General features: G+C 67.3%; 18 protein-coding genes and 1 tRNA gene. 4 read left to right on the forward strand and 15 right to left on the reverse strand.

Going from position 1 to position 15,676, the window contains the following annotated elements:
- Nucleotides 1–24: 24 nt before the first annotated feature.
- Nucleotides 25–885: an EamA family transporter gene (locus tag SCNU_RS17195; protein WP_009680684.1), complete on the forward strand. Its 861-nt coding sequence runs from the start codon at nt 25–27 to the stop codon at nt 883–885.
- A gap of 12 nt (nt 886–897) precedes the next feature.
- Here SCNU_RS17195 and SCNU_RS17200 read toward each other — a convergent pair whose 3' ends face one another.
- The 5 genes from SCNU_RS17200 to SCNU_RS17220 all read right to left on the reverse strand — a co-directional run bounded on the left by SCNU_RS17200 (nt 898) and on the right by SCNU_RS17220 (nt 3,695).
- Complete coding sequence (locus SCNU_RS17200; protein ID WP_009680685.1) at nt 898–1,656, reverse strand: ABC transporter permease; 759 nt, start codon at nt 1,654–1,656, stop codon at nt 898–900.
- Nucleotides 1,653–2,438, reverse strand: coding sequence for an ABC transporter ATP-binding protein (locus tag SCNU_RS17205; protein WP_009680686.1), 786 nt, complete (start codon nt 2,436–2,438; stop codon nt 1,653–1,655). The genes SCNU_RS17200 and SCNU_RS17205 overlap by 4 nt, the downstream gene beginning before the upstream one ends.
- Nucleotides 2,435–2,800 (reverse strand): DUF1048 domain-containing protein, encoded by a 366-nt coding sequence (locus SCNU_RS17210; protein WP_009680687.1) that lies wholly within the window; start codon nt 2,798–2,800, stop codon nt 2,435–2,437. Before SCNU_RS17210 ends, SCNU_RS17205 begins: the two co-directional genes overlap by 4 nt.
- Before the next feature lie 2 nt (nt 2,801–2,802).
- Nucleotides 2,803–3,150: a PadR family transcriptional regulator gene (locus SCNU_RS17215; RefSeq protein ID WP_009680688.1), complete on the reverse strand. Its 348-nt coding sequence runs from the start codon at nt 3,148–3,150 to the stop codon at nt 2,803–2,805.
- 104 nt (nt 3,151–3,254) lie between these two features.
- Nucleotides 3,255–3,695 carry a hypothetical protein gene (locus SCNU_RS17220; RefSeq protein ID WP_009680689.1) on the reverse strand — a complete coding sequence of 147 codons (441 nt, stop codon included), beginning with the start codon at nt 3,693–3,695 and terminating at the stop codon, nt 3,255–3,257.
- Between the two features lie 174 nt (nt 3,696–3,869).
- Between SCNU_RS17220 and SCNU_RS17225 the strand changes: the two genes are divergently transcribed.
- Nucleotides 3,870–4,475, forward strand: coding sequence for a hypothetical protein (locus tag SCNU_RS17225; protein ID WP_420795030.1), 606 nt, complete (start codon nt 3,870–3,872; stop codon nt 4,473–4,475).
- A 12-nt stretch (nt 4,476–4,487) separates the two neighbouring features.
- On the opposite strand, the gene SCNU_RS17230 is transcribed toward SCNU_RS17225, so the two are convergent.
- On the reverse strand, nt 4,488–6,398 hold the full coding sequence (locus SCNU_RS17230) for a potassium transporter Kup (protein WP_050792858.1): 1,911 nt from the start codon (nt 6,396–6,398) through the stop codon (nt 4,488–4,490).
- Nucleotides 6,399–6,418: 20 nt separating this feature from the next.
- A complete protein-coding gene (locus SCNU_RS17235; RefSeq protein WP_009680692.1) occupies nt 6,419–7,111 on the reverse strand; it encodes a lysoplasmalogenase family protein in 693 nt (230 codons plus the stop codon).
- Nucleotides 7,112–7,242: 131 nt separating this feature from the next.
- Here SCNU_RS17235 and SCNU_RS17240 point away from each other — a divergent pair, with 131 nt between their 5' ends.
- A complete protein-coding gene (locus tag SCNU_RS17240) occupies nt 7,243–7,911 on the forward strand; it encodes a dihydrofolate reductase family protein (RefSeq protein WP_009680693.1) in 669 nt (222 codons plus the stop codon).
- A 19-nt stretch (nt 7,912–7,930) separates the two neighbouring features.
- Here the strand turns inward: SCNU_RS17240 and SCNU_RS17245 are convergent, their stop codons facing one another.
- Entirely contained in the window at nt 7,931–8,371 is a 441-nt protein-coding gene (locus tag SCNU_RS17245) for a nitroreductase/quinone reductase family protein (protein ID WP_040518780.1), read from the reverse strand.
- Nucleotides 8,372–8,590: 219 nt separating this feature from the next.
- Between SCNU_RS17245 and SCNU_RS17250 the strand changes: the two genes are divergently transcribed.
- Entirely contained in the window at nt 8,591–9,625 is a 1,035-nt protein-coding gene (locus tag SCNU_RS17250) for an NAD-dependent epimerase/dehydratase family protein (protein WP_009680695.1), read from the forward strand.
- A gap of 86 nt (nt 9,626–9,711) precedes the next feature.
- On the opposite strand, the gene SCNU_RS17255 is transcribed toward SCNU_RS17250, so the two are convergent.
- From SCNU_RS17255 to SCNU_RS17280, 7 genes are all read right to left on the reverse strand, one after another.
- Nucleotides 9,712–10,911 carry an aminotransferase-like domain-containing protein gene (locus SCNU_RS17255; protein WP_009680696.1) on the reverse strand — a complete coding sequence of 400 codons (1,200 nt, stop codon included), beginning with the start codon at nt 10,909–10,911 and terminating at the stop codon, nt 9,712–9,714.
- 104 nt (nt 10,912–11,015) lie between these two features.
- Entirely contained in the window at nt 11,016–11,594 is a 579-nt protein-coding gene (locus tag SCNU_RS20470) for a PDDEXK-like family protein (RefSeq protein WP_139026081.1), read from the reverse strand.
- A 379-nt stretch (nt 11,595–11,973) separates the two neighbouring features.
- A tRNA-Pro gene (locus tag SCNU_RS17260) sits at nt 11,974–12,050 on the reverse strand.
- A 70-nt stretch (nt 12,051–12,120) separates the two neighbouring features.
- Nucleotides 12,121–12,384, reverse strand: coding sequence for a GlsB/YeaQ/YmgE family stress response membrane protein (locus tag SCNU_RS17265; RefSeq protein ID WP_009680697.1), 264 nt, complete (start codon nt 12,382–12,384; stop codon nt 12,121–12,123).
- A 60-nt stretch (nt 12,385–12,444) separates the two neighbouring features.
- Complete coding sequence (der, locus tag SCNU_RS17270; RefSeq protein ID WP_009680698.1) at nt 12,445–13,884, reverse strand: ribosome biogenesis GTPase Der; 1,440 nt, start codon at nt 13,882–13,884, stop codon at nt 12,445–12,447.
- Complete coding sequence (gene cmk / locus SCNU_RS17275) at nt 13,881–14,573, reverse strand: (d)CMP kinase (RefSeq protein ID WP_009680699.1); 693 nt, start codon at nt 14,571–14,573, stop codon at nt 13,881–13,883. The genes der and cmk overlap by 4 nt, the downstream gene beginning before the upstream one ends.
- On the reverse strand, nt 14,570–15,658 hold the full coding sequence (locus SCNU_RS17280; RefSeq protein WP_009680700.1) for a pseudouridine synthase: 1,089 nt from the start codon (nt 15,656–15,658) through the stop codon (nt 14,570–14,572). Before SCNU_RS17280 ends, cmk begins: the two co-directional genes overlap by 4 nt.
- Between the last annotated feature and the right edge of the window lie 18 nt (nt 15,659–15,676).

Consider the following 15,676-nt stretch of genomic DNA (forward strand, 5'->3'; position numbering starts at 1 on the left):
CCCGATCCGGATAGAGTCCCCACCGTGGAGCCCCGCGCCAATCCGCTCGATCGCGTTCCGGCGACCGCGCTGGTGATCACTGCGATCTTCAGCGTCCAGTTCGGGAATGCGATCGTCGGTTCGTTGTTCGACCGTGTCGGCCCGTTCGGCGCGGCCGCGCTCCGGCTCGGCTGCGGCGCGCTGATCCTCGCCCTCCTCGTCCGTCCCCGCGTCGCAGGATGGTCGCGGCGGACCTGGCTCGGCGCACTCCTGCTCGGCCTCGGCCTCGGCGGGATGAACTTGTTCATCTACCTCGCGATCGACCGGATCCCGCTCGGCGTCGCCGTGACCATCGAGTTGATGGGGCCACTCGCGGTCGCCGCCGCAGGCAGCCGCAGGCCGGTCGACGGAGCGTGGGTCCTGCTCGCCGCGACCGGCATCGCGCTCCTCGGGGTACACGCCGGCGGCGCGATCGACATCGTGGGTGCGCTGCTCGCCGCGACCGCGGCGGCATGCTGGGCGCTGTACATCCTCGCGTCGGCGCGGCTGGGTGCCCGGGTCCACGGTGTGGACGGACTGTCGGCGGCGATGGTCGTCGCGGCGGTCGTGATCGTGCCGGTCGGCCTGTTTCAGGCGGCGCCCGCCGTCAGCGGCGACCCGGCCCTGCTCGCGGCCTTCGCCGGTGTCGCCGTGCTGACGTCGGTGATTCCGTACGCTCTCGAGTTCACTGCGCTCAAACGGATCTCGACCCGGGTCTTCGGGGTCTTGTCGAGTCTGGGGCCCGCGGTCGCGGCCTTCGCCGGGTTCGTGGTGCTGGGTCAATCGCTCGACGCGCGGCAACTCGGTGCGATCGCGCTCGTCGTCGCGGCGAGCGCCGGCGTGGTCGCCACCTCCCGACGGCGGTGACGACCAGAGCGCTCACCGGATGCGGCGTCGATACAGGACCATCGCGACGGAGTACGTCACAACGAGCAGGGCCGCGCACCACGCGAGGGCGATCCACACGCTCGAACCGGGCGTCTCGCCTGCCCACAACGATCGGATCGAATCGACGATCGACGTGACCGGCTGGTGCTCCGCGAAGGCCCGGACTCCCGCAGGCATACCTGCCGTCGGCACGAACGCCGAGCTGATGAACGGCAGGAAGATCAGCGGGTACGAGAACGCACTGGCACCGTCGATCGTCTTCGCCGAGAGTCCGGCGATCACCGCGAGCCAGGTCAGCGGCAGCGCGAACGCGAGCAGCAGGCCGAGCACGGCGAGCCATTGCCACAGGTTCGCCTCGGTCCGGAATCCCATCGCCACGCCGACCAGCACGACGATCGCCACCGAGACGAACGACGACAGCAGCGAAGTCAGCACTTGGGCCCACAGCACGCTCGACGGGGCGATCGGCATCGACTGGAACCGCTCGAAGAGCCCGCTCTGCAGGTCGGAGAAGAGCCGGAACGCGGTGTACGACGTCCCCGTGGCGATGGTGATGAGCACGATTCCGGGGAGCAGGTAGTCGACGTACGATCCGCCGGGTGAGATCGCCCCGCCGAAGACGTAGACGAACAACAGCATCAGGGCGATCGGTGTCAACGAGACCGTGATGATCGTGTCGAGGCTGCGGGTGAAGTGTCGCATCGACCGTCCGCACAGGACGACGGTGTCACCGACGGCGTGTGTGGTCATCGCGTCTCCTCCCCGGACGAGCCGGCACCGACGATCGCGAGGAAGACCTCTTCAAGCGTCGGCTGCTTCTCGAGGTACTCCACCTTCGCCGGTGGGAGCAGTGCCTTGAGTTCCGACAGGGTCCCTTCGACGATGATGCGTCCCTCGTGGAGGATCCCGATCCGGTCGGCGAGTTGTTCGGCCTCCTCGAGGTACTGGGTGGTCAGCAGAACGGTGGTTCCATCGGCCGCCAGAGCGCGAACCGTATCCCAGACCTCGTTGCGTCCCTGTGGGTCGAGCCCGGTCGTCGGTTCGTCGAGGAAGACGACGGGCGGGTCGCCGATGAGACTCATCGCGATGTCGAGCCTGCGCCGCATGCCGCCGGAGTATGTTCCGACCCGACGATCGGCCGCGTCGGCCAGGCCGAAACGCGCCAGCAGATCCGCGGCGATGGTCTTCCCATCACGCTGATGACGGAGCCGGGCGATGAGGATCAGATTCTCCCGGCCGGTCAGGATCTCGTCGACGGCGGCGAACTGCCCGGTGAGACTGATCGACTCCCGGACCTCATCCGGCGAGTCGTCGACGTCGTGTCCGTCGACCGACACCGTCCCCGCATCGGCACGCATCAGCGTGCTGAGGATCCGCACCGTCGTGGTCTTGCCTGCGCCGTTCGAACCGAGGAGCGCGTACACGCTGCCCTTCGCCACGTCGAAGCCCACCCCTCGCAGCACCGGCGTGTCGCGATAGGTCTTGGTCAAGTCGCGCACGCTGATCGCCGGCGCGAGCACGGCCGCGCTCATGACGGAGCCCCGTTCTCCGGGTCCCCGACCGCCTCGGCCTCGACGATCGCGTCGGCCAGTCGCCTCCGCTCCTTGCCGATCCACTGCGCCTCCGGGTAGTTCTGCAGTAACGTCTCGGCGAAGTCGACGGGGTCGTCGCCGACGAGGGTCCGGATCGGCGTCCCGTCAGCGACGCCCTGCTCGAACACCTCGATCAGGTCGGCGAGCATGTCCAGTACCGCGTCGGCGGTGCCGGAGCCGAAGTACATCATGTATCGCTCGATGGCGTCGACGGCGATCTCGTAGTCGCGCGGGAGCGCCTTCTTATGCGCTTTGAACTCGCGATAGCGCCGTTTGTCATCGAGCATCTTGGTCACGAACATGTCTACGCATCCGCCTTTCGATTGCGGTCGAGATCGTGGAGTCGGGCCAGGCGCCCGTTCAGGAATTCCCAGGTCCGCCAGAAGTCGTCCAGGTGCGAGCGGCCTGCCGCGTTGAGCGTGTACACCTTGCGCGGCGGCCCTTTCTCCGACGGCACCTTCTCGACGTCCACCAGGCCCCGCTTCTCGATCCGGACCAGCAGCGCGTACACGGTCCCCTCGGCGATGTCGGAGAAGCCTTCGTCGCGCAGCCAGGCGGTGATGTCGTAACCGTGCGCGGGCCGCAACGCGAGCACCGCCAGAACCACACCCTCCAGGACGCCCTTGAGCATCTCGGTCATCTGCTTTCCCATGCACACCTCCTCAGTACTCACTAACACTTAGTACTAGTACATAGTAACGCTTAGTACCGAGGATGCAAGGGCAGGATTCTGACGGTGCAAACGTGGAACCGAGATCAGCGGGGGGCGGTCCAACGACAGACGTCGCCGTTGAGACGACGGATCAGGATGATGATCAACGGGATCTGGCAGGCGCCGAACAGGACGTGCGAGCCGTAGTGGACGTCGACGTTGGTAGGCGACCCCGCCCACGTGGCCTGGGGCATCAGACTGATCAACGACGCGACGACCATGATCCACGCCCAGATCATCAGCATCCAGCTCGCCGCGGGTCTCGTGATTCGCATGAATCCGAGGATCGCCAGGACCAGATAGACGGCCGTCAGTGCCACGTTCATCGGACTCAACAGGGGCTCGTCCGGCGTGTCGACCCGGTTGTGCACGAGGACCCCCGCGACGGCGAGAATCGCGAGGAGAAGCACGGCGAGATCACCGCGAATCGTCGAATGACGATTCGCCGGCGACACCGCCTTCCCCGTCTGCACTCGCAGCGCCACGAGAACCCACCTCTACTCCATGCGCGTGATGCCGGTCACCGCGGTCACACCTGAGAAAACTGACTCAATTCCCAGGTAAGCGCATCGGAGCGGCTTTCAACTAGGGACCAAAGTAATCATCTTGCCGACAATGCCCGCGATCACGGATTGCTTGCCCGTTTTGGGTGCTGTTTGATGGGCCTCGTGCGACGAATCACCAGGACCGGAATCACTCTGATCGCCACCGCTGCCGCCGTCGGCGTGACCATCGCGGCGTCCCCCGCACCGGCCGGCGCGGCCCCGGCCAAACGCTGTGTGATCGACCAGACCGATGCGACCCGCACCGTGGCATCGCTGATGAGCGACTGCAGCACCGGCGAGATCCTCGGGCTCTTCGCCGACGCACCGCTCGGCTTGATGCCGACGGGTACGAAGACGCTGTCACTGCTACCGGTCTTTCAGATCAGCGGTGACGCGCTGCCCTACGACAGCGCGAAGGCGTTGACCCGTGCACAGAGTGTGCTCGGCGACGCATTGACGTTCACCCGACGCGGCGGACAGCCGTGGGTTTACAAGAACTACGCTTGGGGACTCGACGCGGGCGCCGCGGTGACGCGCGGTGTATCGCGAGTCGACGGCCGACCGGTGTACGCGGCCGACTTCGCCGCCGACTTCAACGGATACCGGATCAGCCTGCACGAGTACCGCCAACTCACCCCCACCGTGTGGATCGCCCGCGACATCGGCGGCGGCGACAAGCCGACCACGACGCCGACCGGAGGGGTCATCGCCCTCAGCTGAGGCATCCCGGGCTCAGACCGGGATCTGCGCACCCATCACGATCACCTGGTCGCGCGGCAGGCTGAAGTGATCGCTCGCGTCGGAGGAGACGTGCGAGCTCGCCGTGAACACCCGCTTGCGCCACGCTGCCAGACCGGGCTCGTCACTGATCCGGAGTTCCACCGTCGACAGGAAGTAGGTCGCCCTGGCGAGGTCGACCCCGGGCGGAGTGTCCTCGAGGGCAGCCAGGGTCGCGGGGATGTCCGGCGACTCGGCGTACCCGAAGCGAACGATCATCCCGCGGATGCCCTCGTCGTCGGCACCCAGATCGATCCGTCGCACGCGCTCGGCGGGATCGATCCGCGGAACCGTTGCCGTCTCCACCGAGACGAACAGGACGTTCTCGTGACGGACGTGGTTGTGGTCGACGTTCGCCCGGAATGCGAGCGGCGCACTCTTCGGGTCGCGGTTGAGAAAGACACCGGTGCCTTCGACCAGTTCGGTCGGCCGCCGGCCGTCGCGAAGAGACTCGAGGAACTCGTCGACCGGCCCCTCGCGCAGACTGCGCCGCGCCGCGACGAGCAGGCGTCCACGACGCCATGTGGTCATGATGGTGAACGCGGCGAGCGCGATGACCAGCGGCAGCCACGCTCCGTGCACGAACTTCGTGATGTTGGCCGCGAAGAACAGTAGATCGACGGTCAACAGGAATGCCGCTGCCGGGACCATCGCCCACGACGGGATATGCCAGCGATGCCGGGCGACGACGAAGAACAGGATCGTCGTGATCGCGATGGTCCCGGTCACCGCCATGCCGTAGGCGTACGCGAGCGCGGCGGAGCTGCGGAACGCGAATACCAGCGTGATCACCGACACCATCAGAAACCAGTTCAGCCACGGTACATACACCTGCCCGTACTCGCGGTCGGAGGTGTGTACGAGTCGCAGCCTCGGCATGTAGCCGAGTTGCGCCGCCTGCGCCGCGACTGAGAACGCGCCGGAGATCACCGCCTGCGCAGCGATCACCGTGGCCATCGTCGTCAGGATCACCAGCGGGATCTGGCCCCAGCTCGGACTGAGCAGGAAGAACGGCGCGCTGAGATTCCGGGTGTCGTGCAGCACCAACGCGCCCTGCCCGAGGTAGCAGAGCGTGAGGGCGGGCGCGACGATCAGAATCCAGGCGGTGGAGATGGGCCTGCGCCCGAAGTGACCCATGTCGGCGTAGAGAGCTTCGGCGCCGGTCACCGCCAGCACCACCGCGGCGAGCGCGAAGAATGCGATGTGGAAGTGCCCGGTGACGAAGCCGATCGCGTAGGTCGGAGACAACGCGCGGAGGATCCCGGGTTCGACCAGGACTCCGCGGATCCCGAGCACGCTGATCACCGCGAACCACACGACCATCACCGGTCCGAACAACCGGCCGACGTGCCCGCTGCCGAAGCGCTGTGCGAGGAAGAGCACGAACACGATCAGCGCGGTCAACGGAACCACCCACGAGTGGAGTTCCGGATTGATCACCTTCAACCCCTCGACCGCCGACAGGACCGAGATCGCCGGGGTGATGATGCTGTCGCCGAGGAACAGTGCGGCACCGAGGATCCCCAGGGCCGACAAGGTGATGAACGTTCGAGGCCGGATCTGTGTCGCCCACCGTTTGAGCAGGGTCATCAACGCCAGGATCCCACCCTCGCCGTCGTTGTCCGCACGCATGGCGAGCAGCACGTAGGTGACGGTCACGATGATCATGATCGACCAGAAGATGAGTGAGATCACGCCGTACACGTTGTTGACGGTCGGCGCGATCGGATGCGGATCCTTCGGGTCGAAGACGGTCTGCACCGTGTAGATCGGGCTCGTGCCCAGGTCTCCGAACACCACGCCCAGTGCGCCGACGACCATCGCCGCCCGGAGCGGCCGCGCGACGCTCAGCGTCCCATCAGACATTCCTGCGACGCTACGCCCGGTCAGCTTGCCGCGCGCTGAGAGTCGTCGGTCCGTTCGCGAATCGGTGCGGATCCGGCCGCACGGAGCGTGCCGGCCACGATGAGCCCCTGCCCGACCGTGTAGGTGGCCATGACCGCCGGGCCGAACCAACCCGGTGCGGCATCCGGAAGGAACAGCCGAAAGGCGAGCAGCGAGTCACTGGTCAGAAAGCAGGCTCCGCCGACCGCGACCAGCGGTGCGCATCGTCCCGCCGTCGCCGCCGTGCCCGCGAGCACCAGACCGTAAGCCGCCACCGCCACGACGAGTGCACCGGCGTGAGGGCCGACGGCCGCGACCATCGCGATCCACCAGATGCCGTAGACCACCGTCCACCGCGGCAGGCTCCGCACGGCGATCCGTCGGGTGAACAGCACGATGTAGGCGATGTGCGCGGCCGCGAAGAACGCAAGCATCAGCGGCAGCTCGCCGCCGCCGGAGACGAGTTCTCCCGCGCTGTCGCCTACCCATGACGAGGCCAGCGCTGCGAACAGCAACGTCGTCACGCGTCGATCCACGACAGCGCAAGCCCCGATCACCGGGAGCGTGAGTAGCGGCATCAACAACAATTTCGTCGGGCCGGCCGACCCGCGGTCGACGACCAGCGCGATCACATGGACGACCGCGACGACGACATACGGCACCCACAGCAGAGCCGAACGCAGACGGGGATCCATGAGCGAGGACTCTATCGCTCGCCTGTGGTCGCCGAACCCGGCGGCGGCACGACGCCGCCGAAACCTCCGCCGTCGCGCGCTCTGGTACGGGACAATCGATGTGCCTTCCGCACACCGAATGGAGATCGCCCATGACCAGCTCCCCCGAGCGCGGCTCCGTCCGAGTGGACCTCAACATCTCGCTGGACGGTTTCGCGACGACCACCGATCAGACTCCCGAGAACCCGATGGGCGCGGACTGGCAACGGCTCGTCGACGCCTACGCCTCGACCCGCACCTTCCGCGCGCGGGTCCTCGGCGACACCAGCGGCGAGGGCACCACCGGCGTCGACGACCGTTACGCCGCCGCCTACTTCGAGGACGTCGGGGCGGAGGTGATGGGTGCCGGCATGTTCGGGCTCCACGACTTCCCCGACGACCCCGATTGGCGCGGCTGGTGGGGCGACGAGCCGCCCTTCCACTGTCCGGTGTTCGTGTTGACGCACACGCCCCGCGACTCGATCGAGATGGCGGGCGGAACCACGTTCCACTTCGTGTCGGAGCCGCCCGCCGCGGCGCTCGAACGCGCACACGCGGCCGCCGGCGGCAGGGACGTCCGGGTGGGCGGCGGCATCACCGTAGTCCGCGACTTCCTGCTCGCCGGCCTCGTCGACCGCCTCCATGTGGCGATCGCTCCCATCCTGCTCGGACGCGGCATCCGGCTCTGGGACGACCTCCGCGGTCTCGAGAACGACTATCGGGTGACGGTGGAGTCGGCACCGAGCCAGGTGACCCACGTGACCTTCCGGCGGGACCACTGACGCTCGTCGCCTGCGCCCTCTATCGCGGCGTCAGAATCACCACCGGAATGTCGCGATCGGTCCGCTGCTGGTATCCGTCGTAGCCCGGGTTCGCCTTCACCAGCTCCGGCCACAGTTCGGCCTTCTCCGCCGCACTCGCCCGACGCGCCGCCCACGCGGTCGTGACGTCCCCGACCGTCACCTCGACCTCCGGATTCGCCGCCAGGTTCTTGAACCAGTCCGGATCCTCGGAGTGGCCGCCCTTCGACGCGACCACCACGATGCGGTCGGCCGAGAAGATCGGCGCCGTCAGCATCGTCGACCGACGCTGCCCCGACTTGCGACCGACGGTGTGCAATTCCAGCGTCTGCATACCGAGCAGCCTCTTCGGGAAGCGACCGCCGGTCACCGTGAGCAGGAGTCGGTGACCGGTCTCCAGAATCCGCGCGCCCGCCGAGGCCGTCATGTCAGAGAAATTCATGCCGCACATCGTGCCTGTTCGCCGAATCCTTGTCGACTCTTGACGTTTCAACTGATGAGCGCCCCGGCCGGTGGGTCCGACCACCGCCGGCGTCCGGCACGAATTCACGCGAGCCTTGCGTGATCGTCAGCACTTTGGTTAGCCTCGACCAAATTAGAACGTGTTCTAGAAGCTGAGGACTCTCCCCGAGTCGATGTCACGTCGAGAATGAGGATGCATATGAAGGTCGCGGTCACCGGAGCAGCAGGATTCGTCGGAACCAACCTGGTCAATCAGCTCGTGGCCGACGGCCATGACGTCGTCGCGATCGACCGCGTCTCCCCCGCCCACTGCCTCGACCACCCCCAGGTGACCTGGACTTCCGCCGACATCTTCGACCAGGACGCCCTCGCCGCGGCCTTCGACGGCGTCGACACCGTCTACCATCTGGTCGCGATGATCACGCTCAAGCAGCAGGACGAACTCGCCTGGCGGGTCAACACCGAAGGCGTCGCGTCGACGGCCCGGGCCGCGCTGGCCGCGGGCGTTCGCCGCTTCGTCCACTGCAGCTCGATCCACTCCTTCGATCAGTACACCGATAACGGCGTCGTCGACGAGACCTCGCCGCGGTCGGAGGATCCCGCACTCCCGGTGTACGACCGCTCCAAGTGGGCCGGCGAGCAGGAACTGCGCAAGGTCATCGCCGACGGACTCGACGCCGTGATCTGCAATCCGACCGGCGTGTACGGTCCCGTCGACCACGGACTGTCGCGAATCAACGGCATGCTCCGCGACGCCGCCCAGGGCAAGGTCCCGATGTTCGTCGAGGGCAATTTCGACCTCGTCGACGTCCGCGACGTCGCGAAAGGCCTCACCCTCGCGGCCGAGCGCGGCGTCACCGGCGAGAACTATCTGCTCGGCGGCGAACAGGTCCGTCTCTTCGACGCGATGCGGACCGTCGCCGAACTCTGCGGCCGCTTCCGCCCGCTGTTCGCCGTCCCGCTGAGCGTCCTGAAGGTCGTCGTCCCGATCGCCGAACCGATCAGCCACCTCTTCGGGTCCGACCTGGTCTCGCGCGCCTCGATCGCCGCCCTGGTCGCCCAGCCCACCGTCGATATCGAGAAGGCCAAGGCCGAGCTCGGCTACGAGCCGCGGTCCTCGGCCGACACCCTCGCCGACCTCGTCTCGTTCCTGTGCGACACGAAGCAGATGGGCTCGGCGCGCCCGAAGTCCGGCCTGCCCTTCGAGTCCGTCCTGCCCGTGACCGTCGCCTGACCCTCGACGAACGCTTATGCCGTTGATCGTGACCGTATTTCGGTCACGATCAACGGCATAAGCGTTTCTCCGGCTGGGCCCTGCGGTCAGCAGCGCGCGTCGACGGGGAACGAACCGGAGAGCCGGCGAAGGCCTTCCCGGATCTCCTCCGGAGGGTGAGCGGTGAATGACATCCGCAGCGCCGACCGATCCTGCCTGCCCGCATAGAACGGTCCGCCCGGAACGAAGGCCACGTCCCGCCGGATCGCCTGAGGCAGCACCGCCGAGGCGTCCAGCCCGTCTGCCAGACGGACCCACACGAACATCCCGCCCGCCGGCCGGTTCCACGTGCTTCCTGCGGGCAACGCGCCGGGCAGCCCGGCCAGCAGCGCGTCGCGACGGTTCCGGTACTCGTCGCGAACCCGCTCGATGTGCGCGGCCACGTCCCGCTCCGTGAGGTACCACGCCAGCGCAGCCTGATCGACGGTCGAGGTGTGGAGGTCGGCGGCCTGCTTCGCGATCACGCAGGCCCGGCGCAGCTGTGCCGGCGCTCGCAGATAGCCGATCCGCAGCCCCGGTGCCACGACCTTCGAGAACGACCCGAGCAGCGCGGTCCGGTCGCCGGCCTCGGGAATCGTCGCGATCCACGGCACCGGCCGGCCGTCGTAACGGAGTTCGCCATACGGATCGTCCTCGACGATCCAGAACCCCAGCCGCTCCGCCGACTCTGCGACCGCCCGGCGTCGTTCGATCGGCAGTGTGCGCCCGGTGGGGTTCTGGAACGTCGGCACCAGGTACAGCAGCTTGGGCCGCTCGCGCGCCGCGACGTCGGCCAGAGCCTCCGGAATGATGCCGTCATCGTCTGTCGGCACCGGCACCACTCGCGCTCCTGCTAGCGAAAAGCACTGCAGCGCAGCCAGATACCCGGGATCTTCGACGAGCACCACATCGCCGGGATCGACGAGCGTCGTCGCGAGCAGCGTGAGCGCCTGCTGCGATCCGGTCGTCACGAGGAGGTCGTCGACGTCCGTCGCCAGGCCCGCAGAGTTCAGGCGTTCGGCGATGAGTCCGCGGAGCGTCGGATCCCCCTCCGTCGTCGAGTACTGCAGGGCGCGTCGCCCATCCTGAGTCAGCACGGCATCATAGGCCGCGCGCATGCCGTCCACGTCGAAGAAGTCCGCCGCCGGCAGTCCGCCGGCGAATGAGATCACCTCGGGCCGTTCCGTGAGCGCCAGCAGATCCCGCACCGGCGACGAGCCGATACCTGCGATGCGAGTGGACAGCGAAGCCGGGGCGATGCGATGCATGCCGGGTCGATGCGATGCATACCGGGACGGTACAAGTCGGCGGGGCGGGTTCGCCTCTCAATATTTCTGGGCTGCACCACAACCTATGAACGTGCCAGCATGTATCAGTCGGTCGCTGGCCCGCTCGCCCCCACACTGCGCACGAAGCCAGAGCGCGCGCTGAACGGGCTCGACACTCGATACTCACGGTATGCGCTGAGATGAATTGCAAGAAGACCGGCCACTGCCGAAACCGGAATCCTGTAGCAGTTCAGTTCTCCATCTATCACGAAGAACTCGTCGATCTCGTCGGGAGAGTATGCCCGACGACTCGCGCCTCCCGTCGAAATGTAGACCTTCCAGGTCCGTCGCACGCGAACTGTTGTCGTCTTCACCTGCACCCGAAGGGCATCCGCATCGCCGCAGAATACGATCAAGTCGTATCGATTCGGCTCCAGTGGCCAAGAAACCTCGCAGCCCGACAATGTGTACCACGCAGCAGCGTACAGCGAACCCGCGCGCGCCAGCCTCCGAACATCCGTGCATCCGATTTCCACTGGCTTTGAAGTCGGACGCACAGCCTTTTCAACCGGTGGACGGCCCGTGACGATGTGACCGAAGTCTGCACCGAGCGACTCCGCACGTCGGCGCACCGATCGAATCGCCGCGCCGGAAGTCGCTGTCAGGCCGAGCTCGCGGAGCACGCCCCGCCACGATGCCGACACTGAGACAGCCTCCAGCAATTCCTCATCTGAGTACGACCTTCGCCCGCCCATGATTCAAGGTAGAACGCGGTTACGACATTTGATGATGTTGAGTGATTCCGCACCGGTCGTGACCCGGTCACCAGTGGTTTAATCTGTCCGGCCAACATGGAACGCAGTCACGTCCGCGAGGGCGCCACCCCTGACCTGTTCAGGAGCCTGGCCGCCTGCCTGACCATTCGCCACCTCTTGCACAAGAACAACGTGCGGCGGTCGCTGCGCGGGAGTACGTCGAGCCGGAGCGGGATAGTGAGGTGGTTGAGACGAAAAGAGCGGCTTCTCGAGTTTCTCGGGAAGCCGCTCCAATCTGCAATTTTCTTGGTCGGGCTGACAGGATTTGAACCTGCGACCACCTGACCCCCAGTCAGGTGCGCTACCAAGCTGCGCCACAGCCCGTTGCCCCGCCGTGCGGAGCGAATTTACCTTAGCTCACGCGACGGTCAGAGCGCTAATCGCCTGCGTACGGCTACTTTTCGGCGCGCTTGCGGTCGACCGCGATCCAGATGCCGGACACGATCAGCGCACCGATGATGGAGCCGATGATGCCGCTCGGACGGAACTCGAGGCCGTCGCCGGCGATCAGGCTGATGAGGAGACCACCCACGAACGAACCGATGAGGCCGGAAGCCAGTGCCATGCCCCAGTTGAGACCCTTACGACCGGTTCCGAGGATGAGTTGGGCTGCCGCTCCGATGAGCATGCCCCAGAGGATGAGTCCGATGATCAGCATGCCGGAAGTATCCCACAGCGCCTGCGCGCATCGCGCACGCAGGCCACTGCGGGAATGTCGCTACTTCTTGCGGTCGCGCTTGTCTCGGACGCGAACGTTGATGCGCACCGGCGAGCCGTCGAACCCGAAGGTCTCGCGCAGCTTGCGCTCCAGGAAGCGGCGGTAGCCGGCCTCCAGGAAGCCCGTGGTGAACAGAACGAATGTCGGCGGGCGCGTGGCCGCCTGGGTGGCGAACATGACGCGCGGCTGACGACCTCCACGGACCGGCGGCGGCGTCGCGGCGATGATCTCCTTGAGCCAGGTGTTGAGCTGTCCGGTGGAGATCCGCTTGTCCCACGACTCCAGTGCGCCCTCGAGCGCCGGAACGAGCTTCTGGACGCTGCGGCCGGTCATCGCGGAGATGTTGACCCGACGGGCCCACGGCACCCGGGCGAGCTCGCGGTCGATCTCGTTGTCGAGCTCATGACGACGGTCCTCGTCGACGAGGTCCCACTTGTTGAACACGACGACGAGCGCGCGGCCGCTGTCGATGATCATCGACAGCACCCGCAGGTCCTGCTCGGTGATCGTCTGGCTGGCATCGATCAACAGAAGTGCGACCTCCGCCGAGTCCAGGGCCGCCCGGGTCCGCAGCGACGCGTAGTACTCGTGCCCGGTCGCATTGCGCACCTTCCGGCGCAGACCCGCGGTGTCGACGAACTGCCAGGGCTTGCCGCCCAGTTCGATCATCTCGTCGACCGGGTCGACGGTGGTGCCCGCGACGTTGTCGACGACGGCGCGCTCCTCGCCGGCGAGCTTGTTCAGCAGCGAGCTCTTGCCGACGTTCGGCTTGCCGACGAGCGCGACGCGGCGAGGTCCGCCGACGGCGAACCGCTCACGCGGGGTCTCGGGCAGGGCATCGAGGATCTTGTCGAGCAGGTCACCTGTGCCGCGACCGTGCGCGGCCGAGATCGTGATCGGCTCCCCCAGCCCCAACGACCACAGCGACGCGGCCTCAGCTTCCATCCGCTCGGAGTCGACCTTGTTGGCCGCGAGCAGCACCGGCGTCTTCGACCGCCGCAGCACGCGGGCCACGGCCTCGTCGGTCGCCGTCGCGCCGACGGTGGCGTCCACCACGACGACGATCGCGTCGGCGGTACGCATGGCGTACTCGGCCTGTGCGGCGATCGCCAGGCCCATACCCTTGGCATCGGGCTCCCAGCCGCCGGTGTCGGTGACCATGAACTGCTTGCCCGTCCACTCGGCCTTGTACGACACGCGGTCGCGGGTGACGCCGGGCACGTCTTCGACCACCGCTTCACGACGGCCGAGGATGCGGTTCACCAGGGTCGACTTGCCGACGTTCGGCCGTCCGACGATCGCGAGGACCGGCAGTACGGCGCTTTCGCCCGCCGCCTCGTCGGTGAGGAACTCGGACAGGTCCCAGTCGCCCTCATCCGACCATGTGCCGTCGCCCGCGATGCCGGGGTCGGCGAATTCAGTGGAGAAGTCGTCGGTCACGGGCGAACTCCGATCCGCTCGGCGACCAGCTCGGCGAGCCGGTCGATCACTTGGTCAAGGGTCATGTCGCTGGTGTCGACCAGGACGGCGTCGTCGGCTGCCCGCAGCGGCGACACGGCCCGCGTCGAATCCAGATGGTCGCGCCGGTTCACGCTGTCGAGCACCTCGGCGAGGATGCTCTCGCGTCCGGCCGCGATGTTCTGCCGATGGCGTCGCTCTGCGCGGGCCTCCGGCGTCGCCGTGAGGAACACCTTGAGCGCCGCGTTCGGAAACACCACGGTGCCGATGTCCCGGCCTTCGACGACCAGATAGGCGTCGTCGGCGTGGGCCCGCTGCAGCTCGACGAGCTTGGTCCGGACCTGTGCGTTGGCCGACACCGCGGACACCGCGGCGGTCACCTCGTCGGTGCGGATCTCTCGGGAGACGTCCTCACCGTTCAGGAGCACCTCGCCGTCGCCGTCGCCGACGGCCAACCGGATGTCGGCGTCGTCGACGATGCCGCCGACCTCGTCACCGTCGGGCGCGATTCCTGCGCGGAGCACGGCCAGAGTGGCGGCGCGGTACATCGCACCGGTATCGAGCATGTGCGCGCCGATCCGCGTCGCGAGACGCCCGGCGACCGTCGACTTCCCGGTGCCTGCGGGGCCGTCGATCGCGACGACCTTCAGCGATTCGGTCCCGCCGGTCACATTCCCACCGCCTTGTACAGCGCGCCGATCTCCTTGTTGTCGAGCACACGAAGGCTGCCAGGACGCTGCTTGCCGAGCGTCACCGGGCCGATGTCGGTGCGCACCAGGCCGACGACGGGGAAACCGACCTCGGCGAGCAGGCGGCGGACGACGCGCTTGCGCCCCTCGTGCAGGGTCAGGCGCACCAGCGACTTGCCCTGGTTGACCTCGAGCAGTGCGAACGAGTCCACCGCGACGGGGCCGTCCTCCAACTCGACGCCCTGACGGAGTTCGCGTCCCAGCCCGCGGTTCACCTCGCCGCGCACGGTGGCGAGATAGGTCTTGGGCACCTCGTACGACGGATGCATGAGCCGGTGAGCCAGCTCGCCGTCGTTGGTGAGCAGGAGCAGGCCCTCGGTGTCGGCGTCGAGACGACCGACGTGGAAGAGCCGCTGACCGGCCATGACGCGCTCGGCGATGATGTCGCCGATGCACGGACGGCCCTGGTCGTCGCTCATGGTCGAATGCCAGCCTTTGGGCTTGTTGAGCGCGAGGTACTGTTTGGACTCGTCGATCACCACGCGCGCACCGTCGACCTTGATGATCGCGGTGTCGGGGTCGATGCGCAGTCCCTGCTCGACCACCACTTCGCCGTCGACCTCGACGCGACCGGCGGCGATGAGTTCCTCGGCACCGCGTCGCGAGGCGACGCCCGCGGCCGCGAGCACCTTCTGCAGGCGCATGCCGTCGGAGATGTAGGTGGCGCCGTCGCCCTCGACCTCGGCCACCTGATGGCGGGCCGGCTTCGAATTGTTGAGGCGGATCTTGCCCGACTCGACGTCGACTCGCGAGCTGCCCTTGCGGTGCGGCTTGCGACTGGAGGGATGCTGGCCCGGGGCGCCCCGCTTGGCGCCCGCGCCGCGCTTTCCGGCGGGTGCGCCCTTCTTGCCCGCGACGCTCTTGCCGCCTGCGCTCTTACCGGCGGCCTTGCCGCCCGAGGACTTGCCGCGCGGATTCTGTTTGTCGGACGAGCGGCCCCTGCGATTGTCGTCGCGGCCGTTGTCTCGTCGCTTTCCCGGTGTGCCGTCTCGGCTAGCGGATGCCATGAAGTGTCCTTCAACTGT

This window comes from Gordonia neofelifaecis NRRL B-59395 (assembly GCF_000192435.1).
In the GTDB taxonomy this organism is placed as follows: domain Bacteria; phylum Actinomycetota; class Actinomycetes; order Mycobacteriales; family Mycobacteriaceae; genus Gordonia; species Gordonia neofelifaecis.

Coding starts and splice junctions, on each gene's coding strand:
- SCNU_RS17200 (WP_009680685.1), bottom strand. CDS start 1,656: ATGACCACACACGCCGTCGGTGACACCGTCGTCCTGTGCGGACGGTCG.
- SCNU_RS17205 (WP_009680686.1), bottom strand. CDS start 2,438: ATGAGCGCGGCCGTGCTCGCGCCGGCGATCAGCGTGCGCGACTTGACC.
- SCNU_RS17210 (WP_009680687.1), bottom strand. CDS start 2,800: ATGTTCGTGACCAAGATGCTCGATGACAAACGGCGCTATCGCGAGTTC.
- SCNU_RS17215 (WP_009680688.1), bottom strand. CDS start 3,150: ATGGGAAAGCAGATGACCGAGATGCTCAAGGGCGTCCTGGAGGGTGTG.
- SCNU_RS17225 (WP_420795030.1), top strand. CDS start 3,870: ATGGGCCTCGTGCGACGAATCACCAGGACCGGAATCACTCTGATCGCC.
- SCNU_RS17230 (WP_050792858.1), bottom strand. CDS start 6,398: ATGTCTGATGGGACGCTGAGCGTCGCGCGGCCGCTCCGGGCGGCGATG.
- SCNU_RS17235 (WP_009680692.1), bottom strand. CDS start 7,111: ATGGATCCCCGTCTGCGTTCGGCTCTGCTGTGGGTGCCGTATGTCGTC.
- SCNU_RS17240 (WP_009680693.1), top strand. CDS start 7,243: ATGACCAGCTCCCCCGAGCGCGGCTCCGTCCGAGTGGACCTCAACATC.
- SCNU_RS17245 (WP_040518780.1), bottom strand. CDS start 8,371: ATGAATTTCTCTGACATGACGGCCTCGGCGGGCGCGCGGATTCTGGAG.
- SCNU_RS17250 (WP_009680695.1), top strand. CDS start 8,591: ATGAAGGTCGCGGTCACCGGAGCAGCAGGATTCGTCGGAACCAACCTG.
- SCNU_RS17255 (WP_009680696.1), bottom strand. CDS start 10,911: ATGCATCGCATCGCCCCGGCTTCGCTGTCCACTCGCATCGCAGGTATC.
- SCNU_RS17265 (WP_009680697.1), bottom strand. CDS start 12,384: ATGCTGATCATCGGACTCATCCTCTGGGGCATGCTCATCGGAGCGGCA.
- SCNU_RS17280 (WP_009680700.1), bottom strand. CDS start 15,658: ATGGCATCCGCTAGCCGAGACGGCACACCGGGAAAGCGACGAGACAAC.